This window comes from Terriglobus aquaticus (assembly GCF_025685415.1).
Classification (GTDB): Bacteria; Acidobacteriota; Terriglobia; order Terriglobales; family Acidobacteriaceae; genus Terriglobus; species Terriglobus aquaticus.
On sequence record NZ_JAGSYB010000001.1, the window covers coordinates 2,566,839 to 2,591,984 of the forward strand.

At 63.1% G+C, this 25,146-nt stretch carries 22 protein-coding genes, 1 tRNA gene and 1 other RNA gene; 13 read left to right on the forward strand and 11 right to left on the reverse strand.

Annotated elements, in window-relative coordinates:
• Positions 1–124 precede the first annotated feature (124 nt).
• Positions 125–3,469: a translation initiation factor IF-2 gene (infB, locus tag OHL12_RS10680; RefSeq protein ID WP_263413799.1), complete on the forward strand. Its 3,345-nt coding sequence runs from the start codon at positions 125–127 to the stop codon at positions 3,467–3,469.
• 156 nt (positions 3,470–3,625) lie between these two features.
• Here infB and OHL12_RS10685 read toward each other — a convergent pair whose 3' ends face one another.
• Entirely contained in the window at positions 3,626–4,291 is a 666-nt protein-coding gene (locus OHL12_RS10685) for a hypothetical protein (protein WP_263413800.1), read from the reverse strand.
• 66 nt (positions 4,292–4,357) lie between these two features.
• On the reverse strand, positions 4,358–6,205 hold the full coding sequence (locus tag OHL12_RS10690) for a S8 family peptidase (RefSeq protein ID WP_263413801.1): 1,848 nt from the start codon (positions 6,203–6,205) through the stop codon (positions 4,358–4,360).
• A gap of 369 nt (positions 6,206–6,574) precedes the next feature.
• Here OHL12_RS10690 and OHL12_RS10695 point away from each other — a divergent pair, with 369 nt between their 5' ends.
• The gene (locus OHL12_RS10695) at positions 6,575–7,333 is read left to right on the forward strand and encodes an SDR family oxidoreductase (RefSeq protein WP_263413802.1); all 759 of its coding nucleotides are present in this window, start codon (positions 6,575–6,577) and stop codon (positions 7,331–7,333) included.
• A gap of 89 nt (positions 7,334–7,422) precedes the next feature.
• On the opposite strand, the gene OHL12_RS10700 is transcribed toward OHL12_RS10695, so the two are convergent.
• Positions 7,423–8,187, reverse strand: a complete 765-nt coding sequence (locus OHL12_RS10700) for an EAL domain-containing protein (RefSeq protein ID WP_263413803.1) — start codon at positions 8,185–8,187, stop codon at positions 7,423–7,425.
• 349 nt (positions 8,188–8,536) lie between these two features.
• Here OHL12_RS10700 and OHL12_RS10705 point away from each other — a divergent pair, with 349 nt between their 5' ends.
• The gene (locus tag OHL12_RS10705) at positions 8,537–9,010 is read left to right on the forward strand and encodes a DUF2147 domain-containing protein (protein ID WP_263413804.1); all 474 of its coding nucleotides are present in this window, start codon (positions 8,537–8,539) and stop codon (positions 9,008–9,010) included.
• A gap of 60 nt (positions 9,011–9,070) precedes the next feature.
• On the opposite strand, the gene OHL12_RS10710 is transcribed toward OHL12_RS10705, so the two are convergent.
• The 5 genes from OHL12_RS10710 to ychF all read right to left on the reverse strand — a co-directional run bounded on the left by OHL12_RS10710 (position 9,071) and on the right by ychF (position 15,812).
• Positions 9,071–10,435, reverse strand: coding sequence for a GDSL-type esterase/lipase family protein (locus OHL12_RS10710; protein ID WP_263413805.1), 1,365 nt, complete (start codon positions 10,433–10,435; stop codon positions 9,071–9,073).
• Positions 10,436–10,500: 65 nt separating this feature from the next.
• Positions 10,501–11,820, reverse strand: coding sequence for a GDSL-type esterase/lipase family protein (locus OHL12_RS10715; RefSeq protein ID WP_263413806.1), 1,320 nt, complete (start codon positions 11,818–11,820; stop codon positions 10,501–10,503).
• Positions 11,821–12,068: 248 nt separating this feature from the next.
• Positions 12,069–14,138, reverse strand: coding sequence for a spermidine synthase (locus OHL12_RS10720; RefSeq protein WP_263413807.1), 2,070 nt, complete (start codon positions 14,136–14,138; stop codon positions 12,069–12,071).
• A gap of 23 nt (positions 14,139–14,161) precedes the next feature.
• Positions 14,162–14,701, reverse strand: a complete 540-nt coding sequence (locus tag OHL12_RS10725) for an MOSC domain-containing protein (protein ID WP_263413808.1) — start codon at positions 14,699–14,701, stop codon at positions 14,162–14,164.
• 13 nt (positions 14,702–14,714) lie between these two features.
• A complete protein-coding gene (ychF, locus tag OHL12_RS10730; protein ID WP_263413809.1) occupies positions 14,715–15,812 on the reverse strand; it encodes a redox-regulated ATPase YchF in 1,098 nt (365 codons plus the stop codon).
• Positions 15,813–15,885: 73 nt separating this feature from the next.
• Between ychF and OHL12_RS10735 the strand changes: the two genes are divergently transcribed.
• From OHL12_RS10735 to OHL12_RS10745, 3 genes are all read left to right on the forward strand, one after another.
• A complete protein-coding gene (locus OHL12_RS10735) occupies positions 15,886–17,142 on the forward strand; it encodes an FAD-dependent oxidoreductase (RefSeq protein WP_263413810.1) in 1,257 nt (418 codons plus the stop codon).
• Positions 17,143–17,238: 96 nt separating this feature from the next.
• A complete protein-coding gene (locus OHL12_RS10740; RefSeq protein WP_263413811.1) occupies positions 17,239–17,841 on the forward strand; it encodes a YciE/YciF ferroxidase family protein in 603 nt (200 codons plus the stop codon).
• A gap of 128 nt (positions 17,842–17,969) precedes the next feature.
• On the forward strand, positions 17,970–18,536 hold the full coding sequence (locus tag OHL12_RS10745; RefSeq protein ID WP_263415120.1) for a DUF2911 domain-containing protein: 567 nt from the start codon (positions 17,970–17,972) through the stop codon (positions 18,534–18,536).
• A 69-nt stretch (positions 18,537–18,605) separates the two neighbouring features.
• Here OHL12_RS10745 and OHL12_RS10750 read toward each other — a convergent pair.
• Positions 18,606–18,680 (reverse strand) — tRNA-Gly (locus tag OHL12_RS10750).
• A gap of 180 nt (positions 18,681–18,860) precedes the next feature.
• Here OHL12_RS10750 and OHL12_RS10755 point away from each other — a divergent pair.
• The 7 genes from OHL12_RS10755 (at position 18,861) to OHL12_RS10780 (ending at position 24,171) form a co-directional block, all read left to right on the forward strand.
• On the forward strand, positions 18,861–19,118 hold the full coding sequence (locus OHL12_RS10755; RefSeq protein ID WP_263413812.1) for a hypothetical protein: 258 nt from the start codon (positions 18,861–18,863) through the stop codon (positions 19,116–19,118).
• Positions 19,119–19,160: 42 nt separating this feature from the next.
• Entirely contained in the window at positions 19,161–19,493 is a 333-nt protein-coding gene (locus tag OHL12_RS10760; RefSeq protein WP_263413813.1) for a cell division protein ZapA, read from the forward strand.
• Positions 19,494–19,556: 63 nt separating this feature from the next.
• Positions 19,557–20,618 (forward strand): TlpA family protein disulfide reductase, encoded by a 1,062-nt coding sequence (locus OHL12_RS10765; RefSeq protein WP_263413814.1) that lies wholly within the window; start codon positions 19,557–19,559, stop codon positions 20,616–20,618.
• A gap of 122 nt (positions 20,619–20,740) precedes the next feature.
• Positions 20,741–20,927, forward strand: a non-coding RNA gene (ssrS, locus tag OHL12_RS17450) — 6S RNA.
• A gap of 98 nt (positions 20,928–21,025) precedes the next feature.
• Positions 21,026–22,357 (forward strand): amidohydrolase, encoded by a 1,332-nt coding sequence (locus tag OHL12_RS10770; protein ID WP_263413815.1) that lies wholly within the window; start codon positions 21,026–21,028, stop codon positions 22,355–22,357.
• 58 nt (positions 22,358–22,415) lie between these two features.
• On the forward strand, positions 22,416–23,249 hold the full coding sequence (locus OHL12_RS10775) for an SGNH/GDSL hydrolase family protein (RefSeq protein ID WP_263415121.1): 834 nt from the start codon (positions 22,416–22,418) through the stop codon (positions 23,247–23,249).
• A gap of 88 nt (positions 23,250–23,337) precedes the next feature.
• Positions 23,338–24,171, forward strand: coding sequence for a sugar phosphate isomerase/epimerase family protein (locus OHL12_RS10780; protein WP_263413816.1), 834 nt, complete (start codon positions 23,338–23,340; stop codon positions 24,169–24,171).
• A 20-nt stretch (positions 24,172–24,191) separates the two neighbouring features.
• Here the strand turns inward: OHL12_RS10780 and OHL12_RS10785 are convergent, their stop codons facing one another.
• Both OHL12_RS10785 and OHL12_RS10790 read right to left on the reverse strand, forming a co-directional pair.
• Positions 24,192–24,752 (reverse strand): nuclear transport factor 2 family protein, encoded by a 561-nt coding sequence (locus OHL12_RS10785; protein ID WP_263413817.1) that lies wholly within the window; start codon positions 24,750–24,752, stop codon positions 24,192–24,194.
• A gap of 70 nt (positions 24,753–24,822) precedes the next feature.
• A complete protein-coding gene (locus OHL12_RS10790) occupies positions 24,823–25,110 on the reverse strand; it encodes a putative quinol monooxygenase (RefSeq protein WP_263413818.1) in 288 nt (95 codons plus the stop codon).
• Positions 25,111–25,146 lie beyond the last annotated feature (36 nt).

Sequence of the window (25,146 nt, forward strand, 5' to 3'; positions counted from 1 at the left end):
GTGAAAGCCCGGAAAACGGGCTTTCACGCCATAATGGAAGAGCAGAACAAACGCGCTCTGCACAACAACTCCTTTCCCGAGGCTTGTATGAGCAGATAGCGCAACTGAGGAACACGAGGGCCGATTGAGCAAAGTTAGAGTCAACGATCTGGCGCGCGAGCTTGAGGTCAAGAGCAAGGAAATTCTTGACGCGCTTGCAGCAGTCGGAGTCACAGAGAAAAAGACGCACAGTTCGTCCATCGAGGACGACGAAGCCGCAAAGGTCCGGTCATTGCTGACCGGTGGCCGCGGTGCCGCCCGCAGTGGCGGAGCCTCCACTGCCGACGCCCGGCCGCGGGTAGATCTGAAGAACGCGACCAAGCCCGGTGATATTGCCCGCGCCATCCTGGAGCGCAGGCAGGCCGAACAGGCAGCCGCAACAGCGGCCCGTACCGCCGCGCCGCCACGCCCGGTGGTCACGCCTCCGCCGGCAGCATCGGCGCCTGTTGCACCGGAACGCCCGGCGCCAGCGGCGGCCCAGCCTGCCGCGCCGGCTGCCCGTGCCGTGGTTACGCCGCCGCCCGCACCTCGTGTCATCACGCCTGCTTCGGTGGCTGCAGCACGTCCGGTCGTCACGCCCCCGGCACAGCCCGTAGTGGCTCGCCCCGCAGCTCCGGCCACACCGGCGGCGGTTGCGGCGCCCGCAGCTCCCCGCCCGGTTCCGCCACCCGCATCGACTCCCCTGCCCCCGCGCAATCCTCGTGCGACGCCGGTCATGCCGACCTTGCGCATTGCTCAGCCGCGCACACCGGATGCTCCCAGCGACCCCGCCCGGCGCATTGTTCCGCAGGCACGTCAGGCGCCTGCGGTGGTGGTCCGACCGGCAGTGCGTCCTGGCCAGCCCGCCGGCGATCGCCCGGCCATTGCCAGCAGCACACCGCCCCCGCAGGGTGTGGTCGTGGCGCGTCCGCCGGCAACCCCGGCTGGAACCGCCGCGCAGCCCCCAGCGGCAGCACAGTCTGCGGCTGCTCCCGCGGCGCCCGTAGCTCCAGCAGCACCACCCGTGGTGGAAGCCGCTGCACCGGCTGAACCCGCTCCTCCGGTCCGCCGCGTGATCATGCCGCAGACCGGTCCGCGGCCTACGTATTCCGCTCCACCGCCGACTCCCGGCCAGCCGCCACGCCGTCCCATCTTCCAGCGGCCGGGTGGCCCTGGTGCGCCGGGCGGACCTGGCGGACGTCCTGGTTTTGGACCCCGCCCCGGATTCGGCGCTGGACCTGGTGGTCCTGGCGGACCCGGTGGACCTGGCGCTCGCCGTCCCATGCACCCGACCCGCTCCTACCCGGGCGGACCGCCTGCTGGCGGACCCGGTGGACGTCCCGGCTTCGGTGCGCGTCCTGGCTTTGGCGGTCCTGGTGGACGCCCTGGCTTTGGTGCGCGTCCCGGTGGTCCTGGCGGTCTGGCTCCTGAGGGCGCGCCTGGTGCAGCCAAGCCCGGCATGCGTCCGGCGGCTCGCAAGGGCGCGGCCAACAAGAAGCGTTACGAAAAGAGCAAAGAAGGCCCAATGAAGGGCTTCGCGCCGCCGTCGCGTTTCGGCGGAGCGCAGGTCCCCATGGGCGAGGTGCCGATCACCCGCGTCATCACCGTGACCGAGGGCATTACCGTGAAGGACCTGGCCGAGAAGCTGGACCTGCGCGGCAAGGACCTGATCGCGATGCTGCTGATGCGCGGTGTGTTCGTGACCGTCAACCAGTCGCTCGACAATGAGCTGGTGAAGCAGGTTGCCGCCGCCTACGGCGCCGACGCGCAAATCCAGACCGTCGAAGAGACGATCGAAAACGAAGCGATCGAAGGTCTGCTGGAAGACACCAGCGGCATGGTCGAGATTGTGCGTCCGCCGGTTGTTACCGTCATGGGCCACGTCGACCACGGCAAGACCTCCCTGCTGGACGCGATCCGCTCGACGGATGTGGCTGGCGGCGAAGCCGGTGGCATCACGCAGCACATCGGTGCCTACAAGGTGCACGTCCAGAAGCCGGATTCACCTGCCTTTGGCCGCGAGATCGTCTTCCTGGATACCCCGGGTCACGAGGCGTTTACCCGTATGCGTGCGCGCGGCGCCAAGGTCACCGACATTGTCGTGATCGTGGTTGCGGCGGACGACGGCGTGATGCCGCAGACGATCGAAGCCATCGACCACGCTCGCGCGGCCAAGGTGCCGATCATTGTGGCGGTGAACAAGATCGACAAGCCGGGCGCCAACCCCGACAAGATCATGCAGCAGATGGCCGAGCGTGGTCTGCAGCCTGACTCCTGGGGCGGCGACACACCGTTTGTGCAGGTTTCGGCGAAGCAGCGGACCAACCTGGACGGCCTGGAAGAGATGATCTGCCTGGTCGCCGATACGAACCAGCAGAAGGCAATTCCGGAGCGTCCGGCAGTCGGTACCGTGATTGAAGCCAAGCTGGATCGCGGCCGCGGTGCGGTGGCATCCATCCTGGTGCAGAACGGAACCCTGAAGACGGGTGACAGCTACCTGGTGGGCAACACCTTTGGCAAGATCCGCGCCATGTTCGATGACCGTGGCCGCGCGATCGATGTCGCGGGTCCGTCCACACCGGTCGAGATCCTGGGTCTGGAATCGATCCCCGACGCAGGCGACACGTTCATCGTGATGGCCGACCGCGACCGCGCTAAGGAAGTGGCTCGCTACCGCACGCTGAAGGAGCGTGAGGCACAGCTTGCTAAGTCCAGCCGCGCATCGCTGGAAGGCTTGGCCGAGCAGATCCGTACGGCTGGCGTGAAGGACCTCAACATCATCCTGAAGGGCGATGTGCAGGGTTCGGTGCAGGTGCTGGAGGACTCGCTGCAGCGCATGTCGACTGACAAGGTACGCGTTCGCGTGCTGCACTCGGGCGTCGGCGCCATTACGGAATCCGACATCCTGCTGGCCGCAGCGTCGAACGCCGTGGTCATCGGCTTCAACGTCCGTCCGGAACGGAAGGCGCAGGAACTGGCCGACCAGGACAACGTGGAGATTCGTCTGCACTCGATTATTTACGAGCTGCAGGACGAGATCACCAAGGCCATGTTCGGGTTGCTGGAACCAGTTTTCCGCGAGAACTACCTGGGCCGCGCCGAAGTGCTGAACGTCTTCAAGATCACCAAGGTCGGCCAGATTGCCGGCTCGGTGGTTCGCGACGGCGTGATCCCGCGCAACGCACAGGTCCGCGTGACCCGCGACGGTCAGGAACTGTGGAAGGGCAAGCTGCAGAACCTGAAGCGCTTCAAGGACGACGTCCGCGAAGTGACCAGCGGCATGGAGTGCGGTATCGATCTGGGCTTCCGCGACATTCGCGTGGGCGACATGATCGAGGCGTACTCCACGGAGAAGGTGGCAGCCGAGCTGGGCGAGAACGTGGCGGACCGTAAGGCCGCTGCAGCCAAGCAGGCCGCCAGCGCCGAACAGCCGGAAACCGCCAACGCGTAAGCGCTAACATAGTGCATCAACAGAAAGGGCCGGGAGAAATCCCGGCCCTTTCTTTCGTTCAGTCCTGTGGTCCATTTCGACCCTGTCGACTGGTCCATTCAGAGCCTAGACTTAACGCACTGTCGCCCATCAAAGGGCAAGACAAAGCCCGCGTGCTTAGGCCTTCAGGAAACGGCGGCGCGCCATGCCTGCAAAGGCGACCACTGCGGTGCCGAGTTCCACGAAGGTCGAGGGTTCCGGGGTGGCTGCCACATAGGGCGTGACAGGGACATTGTCATACTCAGAGTCGCTGTAGTCGTTGACGGCGATGTCGTACTTGTACCCCGTGCCGCTCGTGCCACCCCCGGTCGTGTTCACAACCAACACGAGATCCTGCCCGTTGGGTACGATGACTTCGAAGTCACGAGCTTCTCCTGGATCGTTCGAGAAGAACTGGATGTTGCCGCTCGCTCCTTCATCGCCCAACCAGTTCTGGCCCTTTGCCGCTGGGTTATAGGAACCGGCATAGGCGCTCACAAAGAACAGGCCACTGTTCGACTCGTCGAAGACGCTAATGTCGATGTAGTTGTTCGGATTGAAGAGCGAATTGCTGAAGGTGTAGGTCTTGTAGTAGAAGGTCACTCCAGTATTGTTGGTGCCTGGGAACGAACCCTCGGCGCCCGCCCACGTCTGGGCTTGGCCACTGCGCACCAGGCGGCCCTGCTGGGTCGCATCGGAGGTAGAAACGGAATCCGTGAAAAAGGTAAGAGGATCCGCGAAGGCAGATGAAGCAGACATGCCGGCTACGAGCAGCGCGCCAGCAACCATAAAGCGAAGTTTCATAACAATCTCCTGAGAAGACGAGGTCGGGCAATGGGCGGTGGCCCTTAGCGGACCACCGCAGTTTGCTTACTGCTGTGCTGGCGAGGCGGCGACTGCCTTGGCTGCGTTGACAGCGTTGATGGCCGAGACGATACCGTAGCCGCTATCGCGGTCCACGCCGGCCGCCATGTTGTCGAGCGTGGTGCTCGTCATAATGTTCCGGATCTGCGTATTGGTGAGAGCCGGATTCGCAGACTTGATCAGGGCGGCGATGCCGGCCAGGTGTGGAGCAGCGGCCGAAGTTCCGAAGAACGGAGCGAAACCAGGCGTTGCGGTAGTCACACCGTCCGCTCCGGCGGCGTCCGGCTTTTGCAGCGTCCGTCCACCGCCGTTCGAGAACAGATAATTTCCGGGCGTGATCGGGGTTCCATCGGGGTTGTAGAAGATCTTGCGCGGCCCGTCTGAGCTGAACGTCTCATCGGGGTTGGTGCTGCCACCGGTGAACGGAGCGGGTCCGCGACGTGCTGCGTTCCAGTACACGGCTGCGGTGGAGAACGTATTCAAGCCAGCATTGTGCCCGAATGTTGCTCCGGACGTAGCGATGGTCAGGGTTGCGCGTTCCGTATCGACGTGCAACGCGCGAGCCACACCCGAATACAGCAGGACATACACGCGGCTACCGGCGGGGAAGCCATTGGTCGCGGAGGCGAACTCGTATGGATTCTGCGTTCCGGTTTGCGAATTGCCGCCAATGCCCAGGACTGAGGTGCCGGTGCTGTTCGTAATAATGAGGTCGTAGTCGTTTCCGGAACCGCCGTTGGGATCGGACCAATGCAGGCCGATGCCGCTGGCCGCCGTCGAAGTCAGCACGTCGTACGGCTGGTTGCTACTGAAGTTGTGCAGGGTACCAGTTTCGCCATACGGCCCGAAAGCGGCCGGGAGCGTTGCCGTCGAGGGAGAGAAGTCGCCTTCCCATGTGCCCGAGGTCCCGGAGGTGAGGTTGCCAGAGTTCGCGGCCGCAGAGAAGTACAGAGCACCGTTCGCCGTTACGTCGTTCACGGCCTGAGCGATGGGACCGTCCTGGAATGCGGACTCGTTGAAGTAACTGATGTCGTCGACGATGATGTCGCAGCCGTAGGTGTTGCGGAGAGTGCGAATGTTATCGGCGAAGCTGGCTGCGCCGTTGAAGGCTGAGGCGAAGAAAAGCTTCGCGTTCGGCGCGATGTCGTGCACGATTTCCATCATCGCCGCACCTTCATCTTCGCCGCTGTTATCGGACGGTCCAGCCTGACCGGGCAGCACAACCGTGTCGGAAGGCAAATCGCCCGAGGCGATAAGAGCCGCCACGCGTGCCGGGTAGGCGCTATCCGAGAGCACGCCCACCTTGATGCCGGCCCCCGTGACGCCGCTGGAGATCACGCTGTTCGCGCGGTGCGCGACGTAGCCCTGCGAGGTGACGGAACCGACGTTGGTGTGGGCCAGCGCAGCTTCTTCAACGGTCTGCACATCGCTCTCCGACGCGAGCTTGAGCAGGTTCGCCAGACCAACGTGCGCACGGGCGTGATGCCCTGCGATCGAGGTAGACGAGGCATCGACATCGCCGAACTTTGCGAGGCTGCTGGCAAGGCGTACGCCGGGACGTGCGTTGACGTCGACAGCGATCTTGCCCTGCGCATCGGTTTGCGGAACGCGTACCAGAGAGGCGAGTTCCTTCGGAAGCTTGCCTTGTGCCTGGCGGGAGAGGAGCACGAGATTGAAAGACATCTTCTGCTCAACAGGTGAGAGCGACGCCTTGATCGCGTAGACGGCTTGGATTTGTTTCAAGGCAGAGGGTGCAAGTCCTGCGGTGGCTTCCGTGCTCTGCGCATGGGTCGCGGAGAAAGCAAGGCTTGCGGCAAGCATCGCTGCGATATGGAGCAACTTCTTCTGGTTCATACGTCTCCTGGACGGCGAACGGCTGTTTCCGAGCCACGGGGGGACCGGCTGCGGCAAGAGGAGCTTGCTACAGAGCGGCGGTTCTGCCTGCCTGATTGGTTTCCGAGTTCTCCAAGAATGCAGGCCCCTCTAGACGCTGTCAACGGCCCACAGAGAACTGTCGGCTTTTACCAGCAGGGTTAGCTTCTGACAGTGACGGCGCTTATACTTTGGCGCTCAACTACGCGCTAAACCTGATGAAGTGCCACGAGGAACGAAGTGCCGGCTGTTAGCTGCTGCCTTCTGCGCGTCCTTCCCGGAGTCTCGCGTTTGCCATGTTTTTGGATCGGGGCTCGCGCTCTCCGCATCTGGTGCTGGTGAGGGACAAGCATGGAAGTGACGGGCAATACGATTCTGGTTACGGGTGGTACCAGCGGCATCGGGCGGGCGCTTGCAGTGGCGCTGCACCAGGCGGGGAATACGGTCATCGTGGCAGGCCGCCGGCAGAACCTGCTGGATGAGATCGAGGCGAAGTACCCCGGCATTGTCGGCATGCAGTTGGACGTGGAGGATAGCAGCGCCCTGCAAGGGTTTGCGAACGAAGTACAGGAGCGTTTCCCTAACCTGAATGTCCTGTTCAACAATGCAGGCATTGCGGGGATGGAAGACTACACGGCCGACACCGTCGACGTGACCCGTGCGAAGCAGACGATCGCCACGAACATCACCAGCGTGGTGGAGTTGTCGGCCGCGCTGCTGCCGCACTTGCGCAAGCAGCCTAAGTCGACCTTGATGGTGACGACGTCGGGCCTGGCGTTTGTACCGTTCCCAAAGGGACCGGTGTACAGCGCGACCAAGGCGTTTCTGCACAACTGGCTGGATGCGCTGCGCATGCAGTTGCGCGGCACGAGTGTGGAGGTGCTGGAGCTGGCGCCGCCCTATGTGCAGACCGAGCTGGGCGGACCACAGCAGGCACAGGACCCGCGCGCCATGCCGCTGGATGCGTATACGAATGAAGTGATGTCGATCCTGGCGGACCCCGGCAAGATCGAAAAGGGCGAGGTGCTGGTGGAGAACGTAAAACACCTGCGCTGGGCCGAACGCGACGGGCACTACGAGAAGACGCTGGAGATGTTCGCGAACTTCTAAGCGCGAGCCAGATACAGCAAAAGGACCGGGCGATCCGGTCCTTTTGCGTTTACGGCAGCGCAGCGCGCAGGTATGAGCGACCTAGCGAGCTAGGCGGCGCGCCCTGATGGAAGGATCGTGAGCACGGACGGGACATTGAGCATGGGCACGGCTTCACGGCGCGGGCGCGGGATCTCAAAGTCAGGAAGCTGCTCGAAGGCTGGTTTGGCGAGCAGATAGCCCTGCATCAAGCGGATACCACAGCTGCGCATGGCACGATACTCCTCGTAGGTCTCCACGCCCTCACCGACGATCTGTGTTCCAAAGCCGCGGCAAAGCCGCACCAACGATCGCACAATGGCCTGGGCACGCGGCCGTTGATGCAGATCGCGGGTCAGATCCATGTCGAGTTTCACGATCCCGGTGTGCAGGCGCGCGAGCAGATTCACGTTGGAGAAACCGGCGCCGAAGTCATCGATGGCGAGGGTGAAGCCATGCCGACTGTACTCGTCGGCAATCTGCTGGAGATGCGTCGGCGAGTCGATCTGCTCGGCTTCCGTGAATTCAAAGATGAGCCGGTCGAGCGGCAGGCTGTGAGCCCGCGCGGTAGCCAAGGTGAGTCGAACGCAGGCGGCTGGACTATAGACGGCGCCCGGCATGAAGTTGATGGAGAGCTTAGGATTCCGCTCGACAATCCCAAGTTGGCTGGCGAGGGTGATGGCCTTGACACGGCAGTTCTGGTCAAAGGCATACCTGTTCTCAGGGGTGACCGCACTCAGAACGCTTGCGGCGCCTTCGCCCTTGGGGCCACGCACCAGCGCCTCGTATGCAAAGACGCGATTTCTCTCGGTATCTACGATGGGCTGGACCGCCATGCTGAAAGGGATGGGCGGTTCCACTCCGTTACGGCAAGCCTGGCACGACTGTTGCATTTCGATCTTCTCCCCCTGTGAGCACCTATCGGCAACACGATAGCGCTCTCGTATGTCCCATTTCTGGTCACCTCTGCCGTGTCCCTTCGTGGAGAGGAACCTACGCGCCGGGGGAGCGCGACGGCACTACAAAGAACAAGGAGATGTTGCCATCCGGCAGCGAGTTGCCCAACTCTGCACTATTGGATAGGCGGAAAGCCAGGCATTCGATCTTTTCCGGCGCTATCGAAAGCGCGGCACGGCGCAGGGGTGCTTTCCAACGGAGTTGCATCAGACCGTACGGGAGCACACCATGAAACGCGTTTTCCTCTTCTTCGCCGCAGCTGCCGCGCTGTGCTGTACCGCGCACGGGCAGTACGCTCCGGCGGCGCCGGCGCAAACCGGTGTGCTGGGCTACTGGTCCACCGATGCCGGATCGGTGCTGCACATCGATCGTTGTGATGGGCACGTGTGCATCACGATTGTCACGATCTCAAAGAAAGCGCCGGGTGTGACAGACGAGAGGAATCCGGATGCCTCGCTGCGTAGCCGGCCGATCTGCAAGATGGCGATAGGCACGGACTTCGCCCTGCAGGACCCCGATCATGCGGTGGACGGCAAGATCTATGACCCGGAGAGCGGCAAAACGTACAAGGCCGCGATGACAAGCGAGGGCAACGCGCTGCACCTGCGTGGGTACATCGGAATCAAGATGTTCGGCCGCACGGAGACATGGCAGCGAACCACCGGCCAATACGCCACGTGCGAAGGAACGACGCGGCGCTAGCCAGGTACGCATTGCCATTCGCACGCGAGAGACGATTCCCTCGCGTGCGCATCTATCGACCTAGTTTCCGAGAATTGCCTTCAGCGGAATGGCCCCGTTCTGTGCCTGATACCCAAGGCCGGTGGGGTGGAAGTTATCACCGCTGACGAAGTTGGGCAGAAGGAAGTCCGGGTGTGCCGGATAGGCCAGCGCGGCGTCAAAGTCAGCCACAGCCACGACTCCGGGCAGAGTTGCCGCCACGTTGCGGATCCAGGTATTGACCAGTCGGCGCTGGGTGGAACCTGGATTCTCAGGACCGGGGTTCAGATCGCCCTGCCATGGATTGGAAGTGCTGGGCAGCAGCGACGGATCGGACGTGGTGCAGTACTCCGAGGGCGGGATTGTGGCAATGATCACGCGGAGGTTTGCAGCAGCACCTTGAGCGATGATGTTTGTCAGCGACGCTTCGACGTCGGTGGCTGACTTGCAATCCAGCCGCAGATCGACGCCGCCGATGTAGACGATCACAGCTTTGACACCGGGTTGCTGAACGACATCGCGATTGAATCGGTCGATACCGGCCTGCGACGTACCGCTTGCGGTAGTGGCATCGGGAGCTGCGGGATCGGCGATCTGACCGCCGTTTGCAACTCCCAGACGGTAACCAGCGGCCAAAAGGCTGCGACCGAGCCAATCTGCGGGTGTGTCGTTGTCCTGAGTGGGTTCGACGGTATTCTTGGCCGGGTAGGCATTGGTGCTGAGATAGTTGGAGTTAGTTCCGTCAATGGAGGAACTGCCCAGAAGGACCACCGTTCCTTGGTATGGGCCGTACACATCTACACCGGTGACAAGCAGCCATCGCTGCACTGAGTTGGTGAAGCTTGCTCCACTCGTGTCCTTTGTCATGTCTCCCGCATTCGTCGCGGTTGCATAACTCATCATGACGGGAGACTGGTGCTGTGTGAGCGGTGCGAATGTGCCTTTGACGTAGGTGGTGACGGCGAGCTTCTGCCCAGCGGTGTAGAACACCTTCACCGAATCGGACGTAACCGTCTGCCCGGCGGGGATGGTGACGCTGGTTGCCCCATTGAACGTAAGTGGCTGGTCGGTCGAGCTGTCTACTGCTGGAGCCGTGGTCACAACAGCAAGATGCGCACTGCCGATGGTGATGGGAGCGCTTCCATATAGGTTGGAGAGCCGCACACGCTCCTGCGATCCATCGATGGTCGGCAGGATGATGGACCGAAAGGTCTGTTCCTCTCCGCCTGGGTTTGTCGCGGAGGCGAGCGCGTTTTCAGGCGGCGCGCCCCATGCTACAACCCATTGGCTGTCCGGCAGCGGGACCGTGGTGTAGGTCGATCCACCGGAACAGCTGCTCAGCAGCAACGCCGCTGCGGAGAGCACAACACAAAAGGCCGAGCGCACGCGCTGTCCGAGAGTTCCCATACACCCCTAGACAGATACGACGCCGGAAAGTTTACACAGGCTTGATTTTTCCTGGTACCAGATGACTACCGGGGAGCGGGCAGTACCGAAAGGGGAATGGCGTCAGCCTCCGCATGGTAGCCGTTCCCGTTCGGGTGGAAGTTGTCGCCGGAGTTGTACTGCGATTGCAAGAAGCTGGGACGCGCCGGATCTTCCAGAGCAGCAGAGAAATCAGCAATGGCGACCACACCCGCCAGGGTTGCACCCGTCGACCGGATCCACTGATTCAGAGCAATGCGTTGCACTTCGCCGCCGTTCGGCGTGCTGCCGGGCGCGACGCCACCGGCGTACGGGTCGGCAGCCGTAGGAATTGGTCCGAAGTTGGCCTGCGCCGGGTTGGTGCAGAACGCGGACGGAGGAATCGTCGCCAGGATGACAGGAAGACTGGCGGCGTGCGCGGCAGATACGAGACGGGTAGTCGCTTCCTCGATTGCGGGCGCGGACTTGCAGTCTGGCGACCGGATATCAATGGACCCGAAATAGGTGACCATGGCCAGCGGGTTGGGAATGGTCAGGGCGTCGTGACCCACGCGCTGGTTCGCATTCTGGACACTGTTCTGGGTGTTGGTGATGTCATCTGTAACGGTGTCACCAGGAACCCCAAGGTTCACCACGCCGATGTGATACCCCGCCGCGTTCAGTCGCCGCGCCAGCCAGTCGGAGAGGCGGTCCGTGAACTGGCCGTCGACCGGTGCGTTGGGCGTGGGGTATACCGCCGTGCTGCTGTAATTCGATCGCCAGCCGTCCGTGGTCGAGCTGCCGAAAAGGATGAATGTCCCCTGATAGGGTCCGTAGACGTCGACACCGTTCAGAAGCAGCCACTCGGCATGGGTGGACGTGAGCCCATTGCCGGACGAATCTGCCGTCAGATCGCCTGCGCCATCGGCAGACATATAGTTCTGCGGAAAGATGCCGTCGTGGCGGGAGACAAGGCCGTAAGTGCCTTTCAGGTACATGGAGACGGCGAGGGTCTGACCGTAGCTGAAGGTGATCTTGACCGGGTCGGAGACCACGACCTGTCCCGCAGGGACGACCACGGAAGTTGCACCGCTGAAGGTAAGCGGCTGGTCCTGCGTGGTGTCGATCTGGCGACTGCCCTGCGCACCCAGCGAGAGCCGGGCTGCGCCGATGGTCACCGGCGTGGTGCCGTAGAAATTGGAAAAGCGTACGCGTTCCTGCGTGCCGCCGATGGTTGGGTAGACCAGAAAGCGGAAGGTCCTGTCACTGCCGCCGGTGTTTACCGCATTGCCGACTGCATTGGTCATGGCGTTTGCCCAGGCACCGACCCAGATGGAGGGTACCGCTGCCGGCATCGCGACGGGCTGAGTCGTCGTAGTGCTTTGCATGCCGCTGCCGCAACCGACCAAGACACCACAGAGAAGAACGAAAGCGCTAACGATAGGGATTTTTCTTAGACTTGGGCCAGACGACCGCATAGGCCTGACGGTAGCAGGAAAGTGCTGCGCCTGAATGAAGAGGCTGACGGCAAACGACGACGCCTGCACGTGTGTGCAACGAACTTCGATGCCGTCAAGATTTTCAACCCGGATGCACGGCCAGCCGTTGTCTCGGATCACTCGCTGTCTCTTGCAGGTCAGCGGATCAAGGGGAAGAGGCTGGAGTAATCGTCGGTCCAGAGGCGCAGGCCGGCACGCGGTTGGGTGGGCTGGGAGCGCTGCACTACTTCGGGCTGAGCCAAGAACTGCTGGTTGGCGGTGAGCAGCACCCAAGTGGAGCGGAACTCGCCGCGGCTGTTGTCGGCGGCGTTGTGCACCGTGCTCGCCTGCAGGCCATTGTGTTCTCCCAATTGCTGTACCGCCGGCTCAAGATCCACGTGCTGATTGGAGACGTGGAAGGCGAGGATGCCGCCGGGAGCAAGGTGGCGCAGGTAGACCTGCATGGCTTCTGCGGTGAGCAGGTGCAGCGGGATGGCGTCGCCGGAGAAGGCGTCTACGACGAGGACGTTGAAGTTCTGCGGCGGCTCGAAGGTGAGTGACGCGCGGGCGTCGCCTTCGACGATGGTTGTCGTGGCGGGTGTCTGGCGCAGGTAGGCAAAGAGGTTGCGTGCGACCGGTGGCACGGCGGGATTGATGTCGTAGAAGCGGAGTGTGTCGCCGGGTTTGCCGTAGGCGGCAACCGTGCCGGTGCCGAGACCGATGACGCCGATGCGGCGCGGACTATCGCCGCAGCAGAGACGCAGGGCGAGGCCGACGCCGGAGTCGTACGCGTAATAGGTTGTGGGCGTGCGGACGAGTTCCGGCGTGAAGATTTGCGTGCCGTGGCGAATGCTGCCGTTAGCGAGGGTGCGGACGGTCTGGCCGCTGCTGTCGGTGTTCTGCTGCACGCGCAGGGTGCCGTAGAAGTTGCGTTCGGAGAAGAGCGTGTCCTGCCGGTAGGCGATGCGCTGGAGGCCGAGCAGGAAGAGGAGCAGCGCCGTGCCAGTGAGCCACAGTAGACGCTGCGACCAGCCTTGCTGCCACAGCGCGAATGCAGCGACTGCGGCAGTGACCGTGAACGAGATGGCGAGGTCGTAATTGGCCGAGAAGATGAGCGGGAAGACGACACCGATGAGTATGGCGCCGAGCGCTCCGCCAGTCGCAAAGATTAGGTAGAAGCGGGTCGTCTCTTCGGCTCGGCGCGGACGAAGCTCGTAAGCGGCAGCGTGGCAGAACTGCGCGGCGAAAAAGAGCTCGGCCAGGTAGACGGCGATGGCGAGTGCGATGGGAACGGAGACGTCGACCTTGCTGAGCAGGTAGCCGAGGCTGGCCAGCATGACTGCGAGCAGGCGCAGGATGATGCCCTGCGGCAGGAGGCGCGGGAACTGGAAGCTGAAGACCAGCGAGAGCAGGTATACCGCGAGCGGCAGGATCCAGAGCAGAGGGATTGCGGCGACGTTGGCCGTGAGGTGCGCGGTGATTGCGGCGAGCTGCATGGAGGCAGCCATGGGCAGCAGTAGCCAGAGCAGGCGCGCTGTGTTCAGAGAAGGCGCGGGGGTTTCGGTGGGTTCTTCGCTGCTTGTGACCGCTGTTGCTGGCGCCGCTTGTGGGAGGGCGCGCTGCAGCCGGATCGCGAGCACCGCGAAGAAGGTGAAGCCAATCACCCATGCGACGCGCTGCGTATGCATGGGCAGATACGGTTCCATGAGCGTGGGATAAAGGCCCAGCGCCAGCAGCGACGCCAGGTTGGAGATGCCGTAGAGGCTGTAGCGTGTTTGCCCGGCGTTGGCGCGTGCGAACCACGCCTGCAGCAGGGGGCTGGTGGCGGCGAGCGAAAGGAACGGCAGGCCGACGGTGAGCAAGAGGTCTCGGCTGATGGCGAAGAAAGGATGCGCGGTGAGCGCAGGCGACGTGCTTTGGTGCAGAGCCCAGGCCGCTGCGGAGAGCACAGAGATGCCAAGCACAAGCGGGTATGCTCCACCCTCGCGTTGCAGAGCGTTGCGGCCGCGAGCGAGCCAGTCTGCGAAACCATAGCCCGCCAGCAGAGCGCATTGAAAGAAGACGAGGCAACTGATCCACACGCCGGCGGAGCCGCCGAAGCGCGGCAGGAGCTGCTTGGCCGCGATGGGCTCGACCAGGAAGAGCAGGAACGCGGACAGGAACGTCGCAGCGGTGAAGAGCGCGGAGGAGACACTGCGCGGCTCGCCGGCTTCAGTGCGGAAAGGCATGGGAAGAGATTACGGCGGGACGGCTAGGTGGTAAGTGCGCGGTGCGGCTCTGGCGGCAGATCGACGCGGATGCGGTCTTGCGCGCGGACTATGCCGCCCTGCGTGACGATGCCCATGACGCCGACGCGCGGGCGGCGCTTACCGTCTTCGTGCGAGAACATGCGCTGCTGCAGGCCGGGTTGGTAGCGGTCGATTTGCGCGCAGGGCTGGCGCAGGCAGGTGAGTTCGACGATGGCTTCCTCGCCGAGACGCAGGAGCGTGCCTGCGGGCAGGTGCAGCAGATCGACGTCGCGGGTGAGGATGTTTTCGCCGAGTCCGCCGGGATCCACCTGAAAGCCATCGGCGTTCACCTCATCGAGCAGCTCCGCGGGCAGCAGGTGCACCTGCATGCGGTTGGGCGCGGAGGCGTCCTTGCGCATGAGGTACAGGTGCTGCACGGTCTTGCCGCAGTGCGAGTCGCCCTCCACGCCGAGACCGGCGAGCAGATGAATCGCGGGCTGCGGCTGCTTGGAGAAGCCGTGGTTCGGACTGCTGCTTACGGCAATGATGCGCGGCTCTGCCATCACTGCAACGCGCCTAGTTGTTGAACTTGAAGAAGAGAATGTCGCCGTCCTTGACGACGTATTCCTTGCCTTCGCTGCGGAGGAGACCTTTCTCTTTCACGGCCTGTTCAGAGCCGAGCCGGAAGAGGTCTTCGCAGTTGTAGGCGTCGGCGCGGATGAAGCCTTTTTCGAAGTCGGAGTGGATGACGCCTGCGGCGCCCGGAGCCTTGGTGCCCTGGCGGATGGTCCACGCGCGCACTTCCTGCACACCCGCGGTGAAGTAAGTGATGAGGCCGAGCAGGCGGTAGGCAGCGTGGATGAGGCGGTTCAGGCCGGGCTCGCTCAGGCCCATGTCCTTCAGGAACTCGTCGCGTTCGGCGGGATCGAGCTGCGCGATTTCGGATTCGAGAGCGCCGCAGATGCGGACGACCTGGCTGCCCTCTTCGGCAGCGCGCTGTTCGACGGCGGCGGTGTGCGCGTTGCCGTCCTTCAGGCCGGCCTCGTCCACGTTGGCGACGTAGAGTGTCGGCTTCATGGTGATCAGGTGCAGGTCGCGGGTGTAGGGACGTTCTTCGTCAGAGAGGTCGGCGGTGCGGGCGGGCTTGCCGGCTTCGAGTGTTTCGAGCAGCTTGCTCATCGCGCTGAACTCGAGCTTGATTTTGCTGTCCTGCGTATTGCGTGCCAGCTTCTGCACCTTTTCGTGGCGGCGCGTGACGGTGTCCAGGTCGGCTAGCAGGAGCTCGGTGTTGATCACGTCGATGTCGGAGAGCGGATCGACCTTGCCCGCGACGTGGATGACTTCTGCGTCTTCGAAGCAGCGCACGATGTGCAGCGTGGCATCGGTGGAGCGGATGTTGGCGAGGAACTGGTTGCCGAGGCCTTCACCCTTGCTGGCGCCGGCGACCAAGCCGGCGATGTCGACGAACTCCATGGTGGTCGGCACGATGCTGTTGGGTTTGACCAGCGCGACAATCTTGTCGAGGCGCTCATCTGGCACGGGAACGATGCCGATGTTGGGCTCGATGGTGCAGAACGGGTAGTTCGCAGCGACGGCTTCCACACTGGTGAGCGCGCTGAAGATAGTGCTCTTGCCCACGTTGGGCAGGCCGACGATTCCGCAGTTCAAAGGCATACCTGTCTATTGTCGCCGATGCGCTATAAACGAGACATACACGCCAAGTGAATCGGAACAAAGGAGCAGACACATGCCTCGTGATCTGAACCGTCGCGCGTTCTTGCAGGGATCGGCTGCGCTGACTGGAATGGGACTAGTGAGTGGGTGCGCGAAACGCGCCGGTGTGCCCCTTGCCGCGCAGGCGACCGCGCCGGGAGCGGTGGCTGCGCTTCCCTTCTACGACATGCCGGGGCCGATCGTGCCGATCCGGGCGGACATGGATCGCATCTTCCGCATCACGGTGTGCCTGCGGCCTTTCCGCGCGGCAGGACCGCGGCTGGAAGTGGAACGAATTGCGGATGCCACAGTGGTGCACAACTACGGTCACGGCGGCAGCGGATGGTCGCTGTCGTGGGGTGCGGCGGACCAAGCCGTGCGCACGGCGATGCAGGCCGCGCCGGGAACGCGGGACGTGGCGGTGATCGGGTGCGGTGCTATAGGCCTGACGGCCGCACTGACGGCGCAGCGAATGGGTCTGAACGTGACCATCTATGCGAAGGAGAGGCCGCCGTATGTGCGGTCGAGCCGCGCCACCGGGCAGTGGACGCCCGATTCGCGCATTGCGCTGGCGAATGTGGCTGCGCCGGACTTTGCGCAGCGTTGGGAGCAGATGGCTCGCTTCTCGTTTGGCATGTACCAGAGCTATCTTGGTTCGCCCGGTTCGCCGATCGAGTGGACCGACCGCTATTTCCTCGAGGATCCACCTGCGGCGACGGCAGGGCGGGCGGCGGAGCAAGCCGAGGAGCACCAGTTTGCGCGATATCGGAATCGGATCGCGGATCTGACGCCGCAATGGAAGAACTTGCCGGCGGGGGTGACGCCGTTTCCAACGAAGTCGGTGCGGCAGTCGAGCACACTGACGTTTAACGTGGCCAGTTACTCGCGGCAGTTGATGCAGGAGTTCCAGATTGCCGGTGGACGCGTGGAGACGCGCGAGTTCCACTCGCCGGGCGAGCTGGCGCAGTTGACACAAAAGCTGGTGATCCACTGCACCGGCTACGGCGCGCGCGCGTTATTTGCGGATGAGAGCGTGGTGCCCGTGCGCGGTCAGATTGCATGGCTCATTCCGCAGGAAGGCGTGAACTACGCATTCTTCTACAACGGTTTGAATGTGGTGGGACGGCGCGATGGCATCGTGATCCAGCCGGACAATGGCCGCGGTGATGAGGACGGGTGGAACCGTACCGATGAAGAGCCGGACCGTGCAGAAGCAGAGGGCGGCGTTCGCATTTTGCAGGAGCTGTACGGGCGCATGAAGCCCGCGGCAGCGAGGCGCGGCAACGCATGACGGCGTAGCCCAGCAACGCGGCACGCGAGAACGCACTCCTATGCATTGGCCGCGACGCAGCAAGCGCAACGGCGAGAGTTCCTCCGGAGAAGCAACATGGCACTGATGGACGTACTGCTGGACGAGATGCGCGACCTGTACAGCGCAGAGAATCAACTGGTCAAGGCTCTGCCGAAGCTGGCGAGGGGCGCGAACGATCCGAGCCTGAAGTCCGGCATCAAGAACCACCTGGAAGAGACTAAGAACCAGGTGCAGCGCCTGCGTGAGGCGTTCGGCCACCTGGGCAAGAAGCCGACGGGTCAGCACTGCAACGGCATGGAAGGCCTGATCGAAGAGGGTCAGGACGCGCTGGAGAAGGATGAAGAAGGCGCGAACAAGGACCTGTGCATCGTGGGTGCATCGGCGCGCGTGGAGCACTACGAGATTGCCGGGTACACCGTGGCGATTGCGCTGGCTAAGGGCCTGGGCTTGAAGGAAGTGGCATCGCTGCTGAATGAGAACCTGCAGGAAGAAGTCGCCGCCGCGAAGACGCTCTTCGCCAACGCCAAGCCGCTGCTGAAGCAGGCTGCCAGCGAAGACGACGCGCACGAGAACGAAGAAGAATCGAAGCCGAAGTCCGCGAAGGAAAAGAAGAGCGAGAAGGAAAGCGAGCAGGACGAGAAGGAAGCCTCGGCGGAAGTGAAGAAGCGCGGCCGCTAAGTTGCACGGTTGTTGTAGGGAAAGATCCCGGCCGAGGTGCCGGGATCTTTTTGCGTTCGTCCTACCGTTGACTGCCCTCCAGCACTGCTAGGCTGGTGAGCGCAGCTTGCAAGGAGATCACAGTGAAGATGAAGAACGTAGTTCTGGCCGTGGCGCTGGCCACCGGTGCCTGTTGCCTGATCGGCGCGCAGGACATGCAGATGGCTCACGGGTCCATGAAGATGGACAAGGACGGAAAGCCGATACCGAGTCCGCGCAAGATGGCGATGGCCGACTTGGGCGGCACATCGATTCACATCAGCTACGGTGCACCTTCGCTGCGCGGACGCAAGATGGTCGGCGGGCAGGACCCCTACGGTAAGGAATGGCGACTGGGCGCGAACGAGGCCACCAGCTTTGAGACTTCGGGCGACCTGATGGTCGGCGGAACGCACGTGCCCGCGGGCAAGTACACGCTGTTTGCGCTGCCCGAAGCGAATAAGTGGACGCTGATCATCAGCAAGAAGACGGGCGAGTGGGGTATTCCTTACCCCGGCGCGGGCGACGACCTGGCGCGCGTGCCGATGCAAAAGGCGCCGGCAAGCGGATCGCTGGAGCAGATGCTGATCGACTTCGAAAAGAGCACCGCGAAGAGCACGCAGATGCACGTAAAGTGGGCGACCGACAACTACTACGTGACCATCACGAAGATGTAAGCGGGCGGGCTCGCACAGAGAGCGCACGAGAAAGCCCTCGCGATGGCGAGGGCTTTCTCGTGAATTTTCTGGAGCGGGAGACCGGGATCGAACCGGCGACATTCAGCTTGGGAAGCTGACGTTCTGCCACTGAACTACTCCCGCGCGTTCCCTAGCATAGCACCGGCCGGCGGGCGTACCACGGGATGGCCGGTGCTGGGCGCGTCAAGGCAGGGGTGTATCCCAGTCTGATTCCACCGCTTCAAATCGGCACTGCCGAATGGCATTTGCGCCCCTATACTTCGCTCTAGCAAGATGTCTTGCGACGCGAGGAGAAGCGCACCGATGACCACTAACCCCATCAGCGTGGACGAGTTTCAGGCACTGGAACAGCGCGTTTTGCGCACGGTGGAGCTGATCCGCAAGGAGCGCGAACTGCGTGTTTCCGCGGAGCAGGAAGTGGCAGCGCTGAAAGAGCTGCTGGACCACGCCTCCAACGAGAACAGCGAACTGAACAACCAGGTGCTCGCGCTGCGCGAGGAGCGTACCCAGGTGAAGAACCGCGTGGACGCGATGCTGCAACAGATGGATGAGATTCTGTAAGGGACGGCGCCGGCCGGCAACCAAGAGATCGGAGTGCGTGAAGTGACGGATACGACAACCGCTTCGGTGGAAATTTACGACCAGGTGTACCGTCTGCGCGGCGTGGATCCGGAGCACATTGCACGGCTGGGCGCGCTGGTGGACGGCAAGATGCGAGCGGTCAGCGCTCACGGCGCGACGGTGGATTCCCTGCGCGTGGCTGTGCTGGCGGCGCTGAATATCGCGGACGAGCTGATGGAGCTGCGCGCGCGGCATCGCGAGTTGGTGGCATCGCTGGACCGAAGCGAAACGCACACCCGCAGCCGGGCATCGTCACTGACCAACATGCTGGACGAAGCGCTGGGCGACGAATACCTGGACCGCATCGCAGTCTAAGCTGCGGCAGGCCCGCGCAAATTGTGATTGCGGCACGTGCAGAAGTGGCGCTACAGTGCCGCCATGCGATTCCCTGCCCTTCTGCTTCTGTCTGCCTCTGTTGCCCTCGCCGCCGCTGCCCCAGAAAAACCGGCTTTTGAAAGCGATCCCGCCTTTCAGAAACAAAAAGCACAAGCCCAGGCGCTGGAACGCCAGCGTGGAAATGTGCTGTTTGCGGCAGACGCCTGGCGCAAGGCGAACAAAATTGCAGGCAATCAGTGCATGGAATGTTACGAGCACGCGATCCGAGCCTATGCCGACCTGGGCGACACGAAGGACGCGGTGAAAGAGGCAGCGGCGATGGAGGCGGCGGCAGTCACGCCGGCCGACAAGTCCGACGCAGAGATGCAGCAGGGGCGAGCCCTGCTCTTTGGCGCGGGCGACGAGAAGTTCAAGCCCGCCATGCTGGAGCAGGCGCACGCCGCGCTGAGCAAGGCCTACTCTACCGATCCGACCAATCGCCCGGCCGCGTTTCTGGACGGCATGGCGCTGGCCAGGCTGGACCGCAACGCCGAAGCAAGTACCGCATTCCGCGCTTTTGCGGAGCATGCGCCGGAGAGTTCCGCGATGCGGCTACGCGCGAAACACTTTGCCGAGAACCCGGAGCTGGCGCGTCACAAATCTGCACCGCCCGTCGTGGTGACGACGTTGGCAGGCAAGAAGTTCAACCTGGATGACATGCACGGCCGCGTGGTGCTGGTGGACTTCTGGGCAACGTGGTGTGGGCCTTGCAACCAGGAACTGCCGCACATGCAGAAGCTGGCCAAGAAGTATGAGAACGATCCGTTCGAAGTCATCAGCATCTCGTGGGACAGTGACGAGACGAAGTGGAAGGACTTCATCGCGGCGCATAACATGACGTGGAATCAGTATCGCGACACTGCGCACACGCTCTCGACTGCGTTTCACGTGGACGCCATTCCGCACTACTTCACGATCGACTCGGATGGCGTGCTGACGGCGGAAACGGTGGGCTCGGGATCGATGGCGGATAGTCGCATCGACAAGCTGGTGCAGCGGGCGCGTGAGGCGCAGCGGGAGCGCGGAACCGCGATGGCCGTGGCGCAACCGGCGGCCACACAGTAGCACATGCACGTGCAAACAGGCGGCGCATTTCGGGAGTCGGCGTTGACTGTCGTGGAAAGAAGTTGTCACCGCCACTTGACTTGCATTCGCAAGCAGGCCGGTCTAGCATCCAACCCTAGAAGACCGGCCTGCAAAGCAGGTGTGGGAACAACGCTGGTTGAACCAACATTCAGTGAACCGGGGTCTGGCTCGTATATATGGCTCGGTGTGCAGTGTCCGCCAGTTCGGAATGCCTAAAGAGCCACGGCTGGATCCCACCGTCTTAGGGCGGGTTCACCGGCGCTTCCTGCACGGCCCCGCGGGTCGGTCTTTTGCTTTCTCTGGCAGTGAATGCCTGCTGTAAGCGTTGTGGCACGCGCATTTGATTCTGCTGTCACCTGCTTCCTTCCCGTTTTAGACTCGGACCCATGCTTCGTTCCTTTGCTGCCTTAGTGGCCCTGGTTGCCACTGCACCGCTGTCTGCACAACTGCCCACGCCAGAACTGAAGAAGCAGGTGGAGGCGATGCGTCCCGCGCTGGATGCGACATACCTGCAATTGCATCGTGCGCCTGAGTTGTCACGGCAAGAGGTGAAGACCTCCGCGTTTGTCGCGGACGAGTTGAAGAAGCTGGGCTACACCGTGACCGCTCACATTGGCCGTTACGAGGATGGCAGCCCCGCTCTGGGCCTGGTCGGCGTGCTGAAGAACGGAGCTGGGCCGACCATCCTGATTCGCACCGACATGGACGCGCTGCCGGTGACGGAGAGCACAGGACTGCCCTATGCGAGCAAGGTGCACGCCACCAACCCGCAGGGGCAGGACGTGGGCGTGATGCATGCCTGTGGACACGACACGCACATGTCGGTGTTTCTGGGCGTGGCAAAGATCCTGGCGGGCAATCGCGGCGCGTGGCACGGGACGGTGGAGATGCTGGCGCAGCCTGCGGAAGAGGTGATCGCTGGCGCCAAGGCGATGATGGCGGACCGCCTGTACGACCGCGTTCCGCGGCCGGCAGTCGTGCTGGACATGCACGACACGAACAACTATGCGACAGGGACCATAGCTACGGCTCCTGGGCCATTGCTGGCGTCGTCGACGAGCGTGTACGTGACGTTTCACGGCATTGGCGCGCATGGTTCCACGCCGGCCAACGGCAAGGATCCGATTGTGATGGGAGCGGAATTTGTGGTGCTGGCGCAGGCGATCGTGTCACGGCAGATTCCAGCGCAGAACCCGGCGGTGCTGACGGTAGGCACCTTTCATGCGGGCACGAAGAACAACATTATTCCCGACGATGCGACGCTCGGCTTGACGCTGCGTGCGTATGACGAGCCCACGCGCAAAACTCTGGTGGACGGCGTGACGCGTACCGCAAACGCCGTGGCTGCGGCGTACAACGTTGCTGCAGACAAGATGCCGACGATCACGATCCCGGAGCAAACGGTGCCGACCGTGAATGACGCCTCGCTGGCGGCGAAGCTGCGTGAGACCGCAGTCGCAACGCTGGGCGCGGACAAGGTGGAAACCGCCACACCGATCATGGGCAGCGAGGATGTCCCGTTTCTGACGGACAACGGGTCGATACCGCTAGGCATGTTCTGGCTGGGAGTCGCGGATCCAGCGGCGCTGGCCGAGTCACACCGGACCGGCAAACCTCTGCCCAACATCCACTCGCCGCTGTTTGCGCCTGTATACGAACCGGCGCTGACCACCGGCGTTGAAACCATGTCGGCCTTTGCCATGCGCCTGCTGCAGTAGCCGGGCCGACTGCACATACGTACACTGGTTGCCCATGGAACCAAGAGTGCGCGTGAAGATGTGTTCTGCCCTGTTTGCCACTGCCTTGCTCAGCTTCGGAGGCCTCGCATCTGGGCAGGCGGCAGCCGCGTCCGGGGGCACGGGAACCAGACCGGAGCAGGGGCAGATCGCGTCGGCAGTGCCGCAGGCGGTCGATCCCCTGCTGGTGAAGCCGGTGAGCGAACTGACGCCCGAGCAGATCGAGGGCATGCAGAAGAAGCTGGCGGACTGGCCAAACCTGCACCAGTTCCGCGAAGACAATGACCGTCTGCCGCCTGCTGAGCCGGGCCGCGTTGTGTTCTTTGGGGACAGCATCACGATCGCCTGGAAAGAGCGCGACGGCAACAGCTTTTTCCCCGGTAAGCCGTACATCAACCGCGGCATCAGCGGGCAGACCACGCCGCAGATGGTGGTCCGGTTCCAGCAGGACGTAGTGGCCCTGAAGCCTGCGGCCGTGGTGATCCTGGCCGGCATCAACGACCTGGCCGGCAACACGGGGCCGATGACGTTGCCCATGACGGAGGACAACTTCCGGTCGATGGTCGCGATTGCGCAAGCGAATGGGATTCGCGTGATTCTGTCGAGCGTGCTGCCGGCGAATCACATGGCCTGGCGCAACAACCTGAACCCGGCGCAGCAGGTGCGCGACCTGAACGCATGGCTGCAGAAGTACGCCGCCGCGCACGGCTGCACCTGGCTGGACTACTACAGCGCGCTGGTGGACGGTGAGGGCGGAATGAAGCCGGGCCTGTCGAAGGACGGCGTGCATCCGACCCCCGCGGGTTACGCGATCATGGCTCCGTTGGCGGAGGCTGCGATCGAACGCACGCTTCGGACTTCTCCGGCACGGTAGTCCGGAAGCTGCGGAAGTGCGCCGGGGAACCACAAAGGGTTCCCCACGTACGGACGGGTGAGGACCGCCCTGTTATGGTCAGAGGCGCATGCTCCGCGCCATCAGTACCCATGTTTTTCTGCCGCAGCGGCTCCATGCCGGTCTGCTGGATGCCTTGGTCGCCGGTGGTGCCCAGTCGATCGAGCTGTTCGCGGCACGGCACCACTTTGACTACACGGATCGCGCCGAGATCAAAGAGCTGGCAAGCTGGTTCCGCTCCAACGACTGCCGCGCGACGCTGCACCAGCCGATCTTCGAACCCGGACTGGGGCAATGGAGCCGTCACCAGCCTGCCACGCTGAACCTGATCGACCCCGACAAAGGCCGGCGCATCACCGCCATGGACGAGGTGAAGCGGGCGCTCGAGACGGCGGAACAGATCGACATAGATTCCGTGGTGCTGCACCTGGGTGGGCGCGACGACAAGTGGAACGAGCGATCGCTCGACCTGTCGATCACCGCGATCGAGCACATCAAGGCGTTTGCCCATCCGCTGGGCGTGAAGACGCTGCTGGAAACGCTGCATAACGACGTGACCACGCCAGAGCATCTCCTGGAGATTCTTCGTTCCGGTCACTTCGACACGGTCGGCGTCTGCCTGGACGTGGGCCACATGAACCTGCCGGGTATGCCGAGGCTGGATGAGGCGTTTGGCGTGCTGGCGGGCCGCATCGCCGAGTTGCACCTGCACGACAACAGAGGGCAGCGCGATGAGCACTGCTGGCCAGGCGACGGAACCGTCGACTGGGGTGTCGTCCGGGAAGGCATTGCCGGTGCGCGGCCAGAGGCGAAGGCGGTCCTGGAAATTGGCTACGAGCCGGAGCTGCTAGTGAAGACTGTCAGCGAGAACGCGGCGAAGGCTTTCCGACTGATCGAAGCGTAAGGAGCTGCAGTCTAGCTGCGTTAGCGGACGCGGGCCACCGGCTCGCCGTGCCGCATTTCATCGGCGCCGGCACCGAAAACGCGCGTCGCCTCGAAATTGCGCAGCTTCCAGGAGCCGTCCGGCTCGCGGCTGTACACGCGTGTGTAGCGGAAGGTGCCAGTCAGCGGATTGCTGTCGAGCTTGCCGGTTACGTCTGCCGTGGTCACCACGACGGCCGACGACGCCTGAATGCGCACCTTGCGATCCGTGATGTCGATGCGGGTGAACTGGTGTTCGTGCCTGCCGATGCGGCGCAGGTACTGCTGCTTGTCAGACAGCGTGCCGTTCGCCGAGATGCCGAGGAAGTCGTCGGCCAGGATCTTGTCCAGGGCCCCGGTGTCCGCACCGAGCAGAGCGGTCCGCATCTGGTCGTCAATGCGCAGGATCTGCTGCTGATCGGCGTGCCCGGGCCGATGGGGACGCATGCTCATGCCGTGTGCAGCAACCCCGCACAGCACCAGCAGCGCCGGGCACAGGAGCACCAGGCGGAGCAGCGGTGTGAAAGCGGGTTGGGAGCGAAGCTTCCCCATGGCGTAACGCATCGTACGTCGGTTCCACGCGGCGCGTCAAAGACCAATTCGTGGGATGTCGAATTCCTAACCTGAGCGGTGCTTATTTCACTTCGACGAGTGTTTCTGCCGTGCGCTCGCGAACCTTGCGGTAAAGCCCGTTGGTGGCGTAATCGTCGAAATGCTGCGAGGTGCGGTGGGCTTCCAGGGCGTCGGCGTCGCGGTACTGCTCATAGATCACGACCGTGTTTGGATCGCTTTCCACGTAGTGCGTCACGTAATTCACGCAGCCGGGCTCCTGCCGCGATGCCGCGCCCAGATTGCGCAGCAATTCGCGGATGGTGCTCTGGTCCTCTGGCGCAAACTTCATTCGAACCGTAAACGAGATCATTCAAACCTCAGAGAAAAGTGGTGCAGTTGTTCCAAA

What these genes read in the sequence shown, in the direction of transcription:
- OHL12_RS10720 (WP_263413807.1), bottom strand. Translation starts at nt 14,138, where the DNA reads ATGCCTTTCCGCACTGAAGCCGGCGAGCCGCGCAGTGTCTCCTCCGCG.
- OHL12_RS10715 (WP_263413806.1), bottom strand. Translation starts at nt 11,820, where the DNA reads ATGCAAAGCACTACGACGACTCAGCCCGTCGCGATGCCGGCAGCGGTA.
- OHL12_RS10745 (WP_263415120.1), top strand. Translation starts at nt 17,970, where the DNA reads ATGAAGAACGTAGTTCTGGCCGTGGCGCTGGCCACCGGTGCCTGTTGC.
- OHL12_RS10700 (WP_263413803.1), bottom strand. Translation starts at nt 8,187, where the DNA reads ATGGCGGTCCAGCCCATCGTAGATACCGAGAGAAATCGCGTCTTTGCA.
- OHL12_RS10790 (WP_263413818.1), bottom strand. Translation starts at nt 25,110, where the DNA reads ATGATCTCGTTTACGGTTCGAATGAAGTTTGCGCCAGAGGACCAGAGC.
- OHL12_RS10755 (WP_263413812.1), top strand. Translation starts at nt 18,861, where the DNA reads ATGACCACTAACCCCATCAGCGTGGACGAGTTTCAGGCACTGGAACAG.
- OHL12_RS10695 (WP_263413802.1), top strand. Translation starts at nt 6,575, where the DNA reads ATGGAAGTGACGGGCAATACGATTCTGGTTACGGGTGGTACCAGCGGC.
- OHL12_RS10705 (WP_263413804.1), top strand. Translation starts at nt 8,537, where the DNA reads ATGAAACGCGTTTTCCTCTTCTTCGCCGCAGCTGCCGCGCTGTGCTGT.
- OHL12_RS10735 (WP_263413810.1), top strand. Translation starts at nt 15,886, where the DNA reads ATGCCTCGTGATCTGAACCGTCGCGCGTTCTTGCAGGGATCGGCTGCG.
- OHL12_RS10710 (WP_263413805.1), bottom strand. Translation starts at nt 10,435, where the DNA reads ATGGGAACTCTCGGACAGCGCGTGCGCTCGGCCTTTTGTGTTGTGCTC.
- OHL12_RS10765 (WP_263413814.1), top strand. Translation starts at nt 19,557, where the DNA reads ATGCGATTCCCTGCCCTTCTGCTTCTGTCTGCCTCTGTTGCCCTCGCC.
- OHL12_RS10690 (WP_263413801.1), bottom strand. Translation starts at nt 6,205, where the DNA reads ATGAACCAGAAGAAGTTGCTCCATATCGCAGCGATGCTTGCCGCAAGC.
- OHL12_RS10775 (WP_263415121.1), top strand. Translation starts at nt 22,416, where the DNA reads ATGTGTTCTGCCCTGTTTGCCACTGCCTTGCTCAGCTTCGGAGGCCTC.
- OHL12_RS10740 (WP_263413811.1), top strand. Translation starts at nt 17,239, where the DNA reads ATGGCACTGATGGACGTACTGCTGGACGAGATGCGCGACCTGTACAGC.
- OHL12_RS10725 (WP_263413808.1), bottom strand. Translation starts at nt 14,701, where the DNA reads ATGGCAGAGCCGCGCATCATTGCCGTAAGCAGCAGTCCGAACCACGGC.
- OHL12_RS10685 (WP_263413800.1), bottom strand. Translation starts at nt 4,291, where the DNA reads ATGAAACTTCGCTTTATGGTTGCTGGCGCGCTGCTCGTAGCCGGCATG.
- OHL12_RS10780 (WP_263413816.1), top strand. Translation starts at nt 23,338, where the DNA reads ATGCTCCGCGCCATCAGTACCCATGTTTTTCTGCCGCAGCGGCTCCAT.
- OHL12_RS10770 (WP_263413815.1), top strand. Translation starts at nt 21,026, where the DNA reads ATGCTTCGTTCCTTTGCTGCCTTAGTGGCCCTGGTTGCCACTGCACCG.
- ychF (WP_263413809.1), bottom strand. Translation starts at nt 15,812, where the DNA reads ATGCCTTTGAACTGCGGAATCGTCGGCCTGCCCAACGTGGGCAAGAGC.
- OHL12_RS10785 (WP_263413817.1), bottom strand. Translation starts at nt 24,752, where the DNA reads ATGCGTTACGCCATGGGGAAGCTTCGCTCCCAACCCGCTTTCACACCG.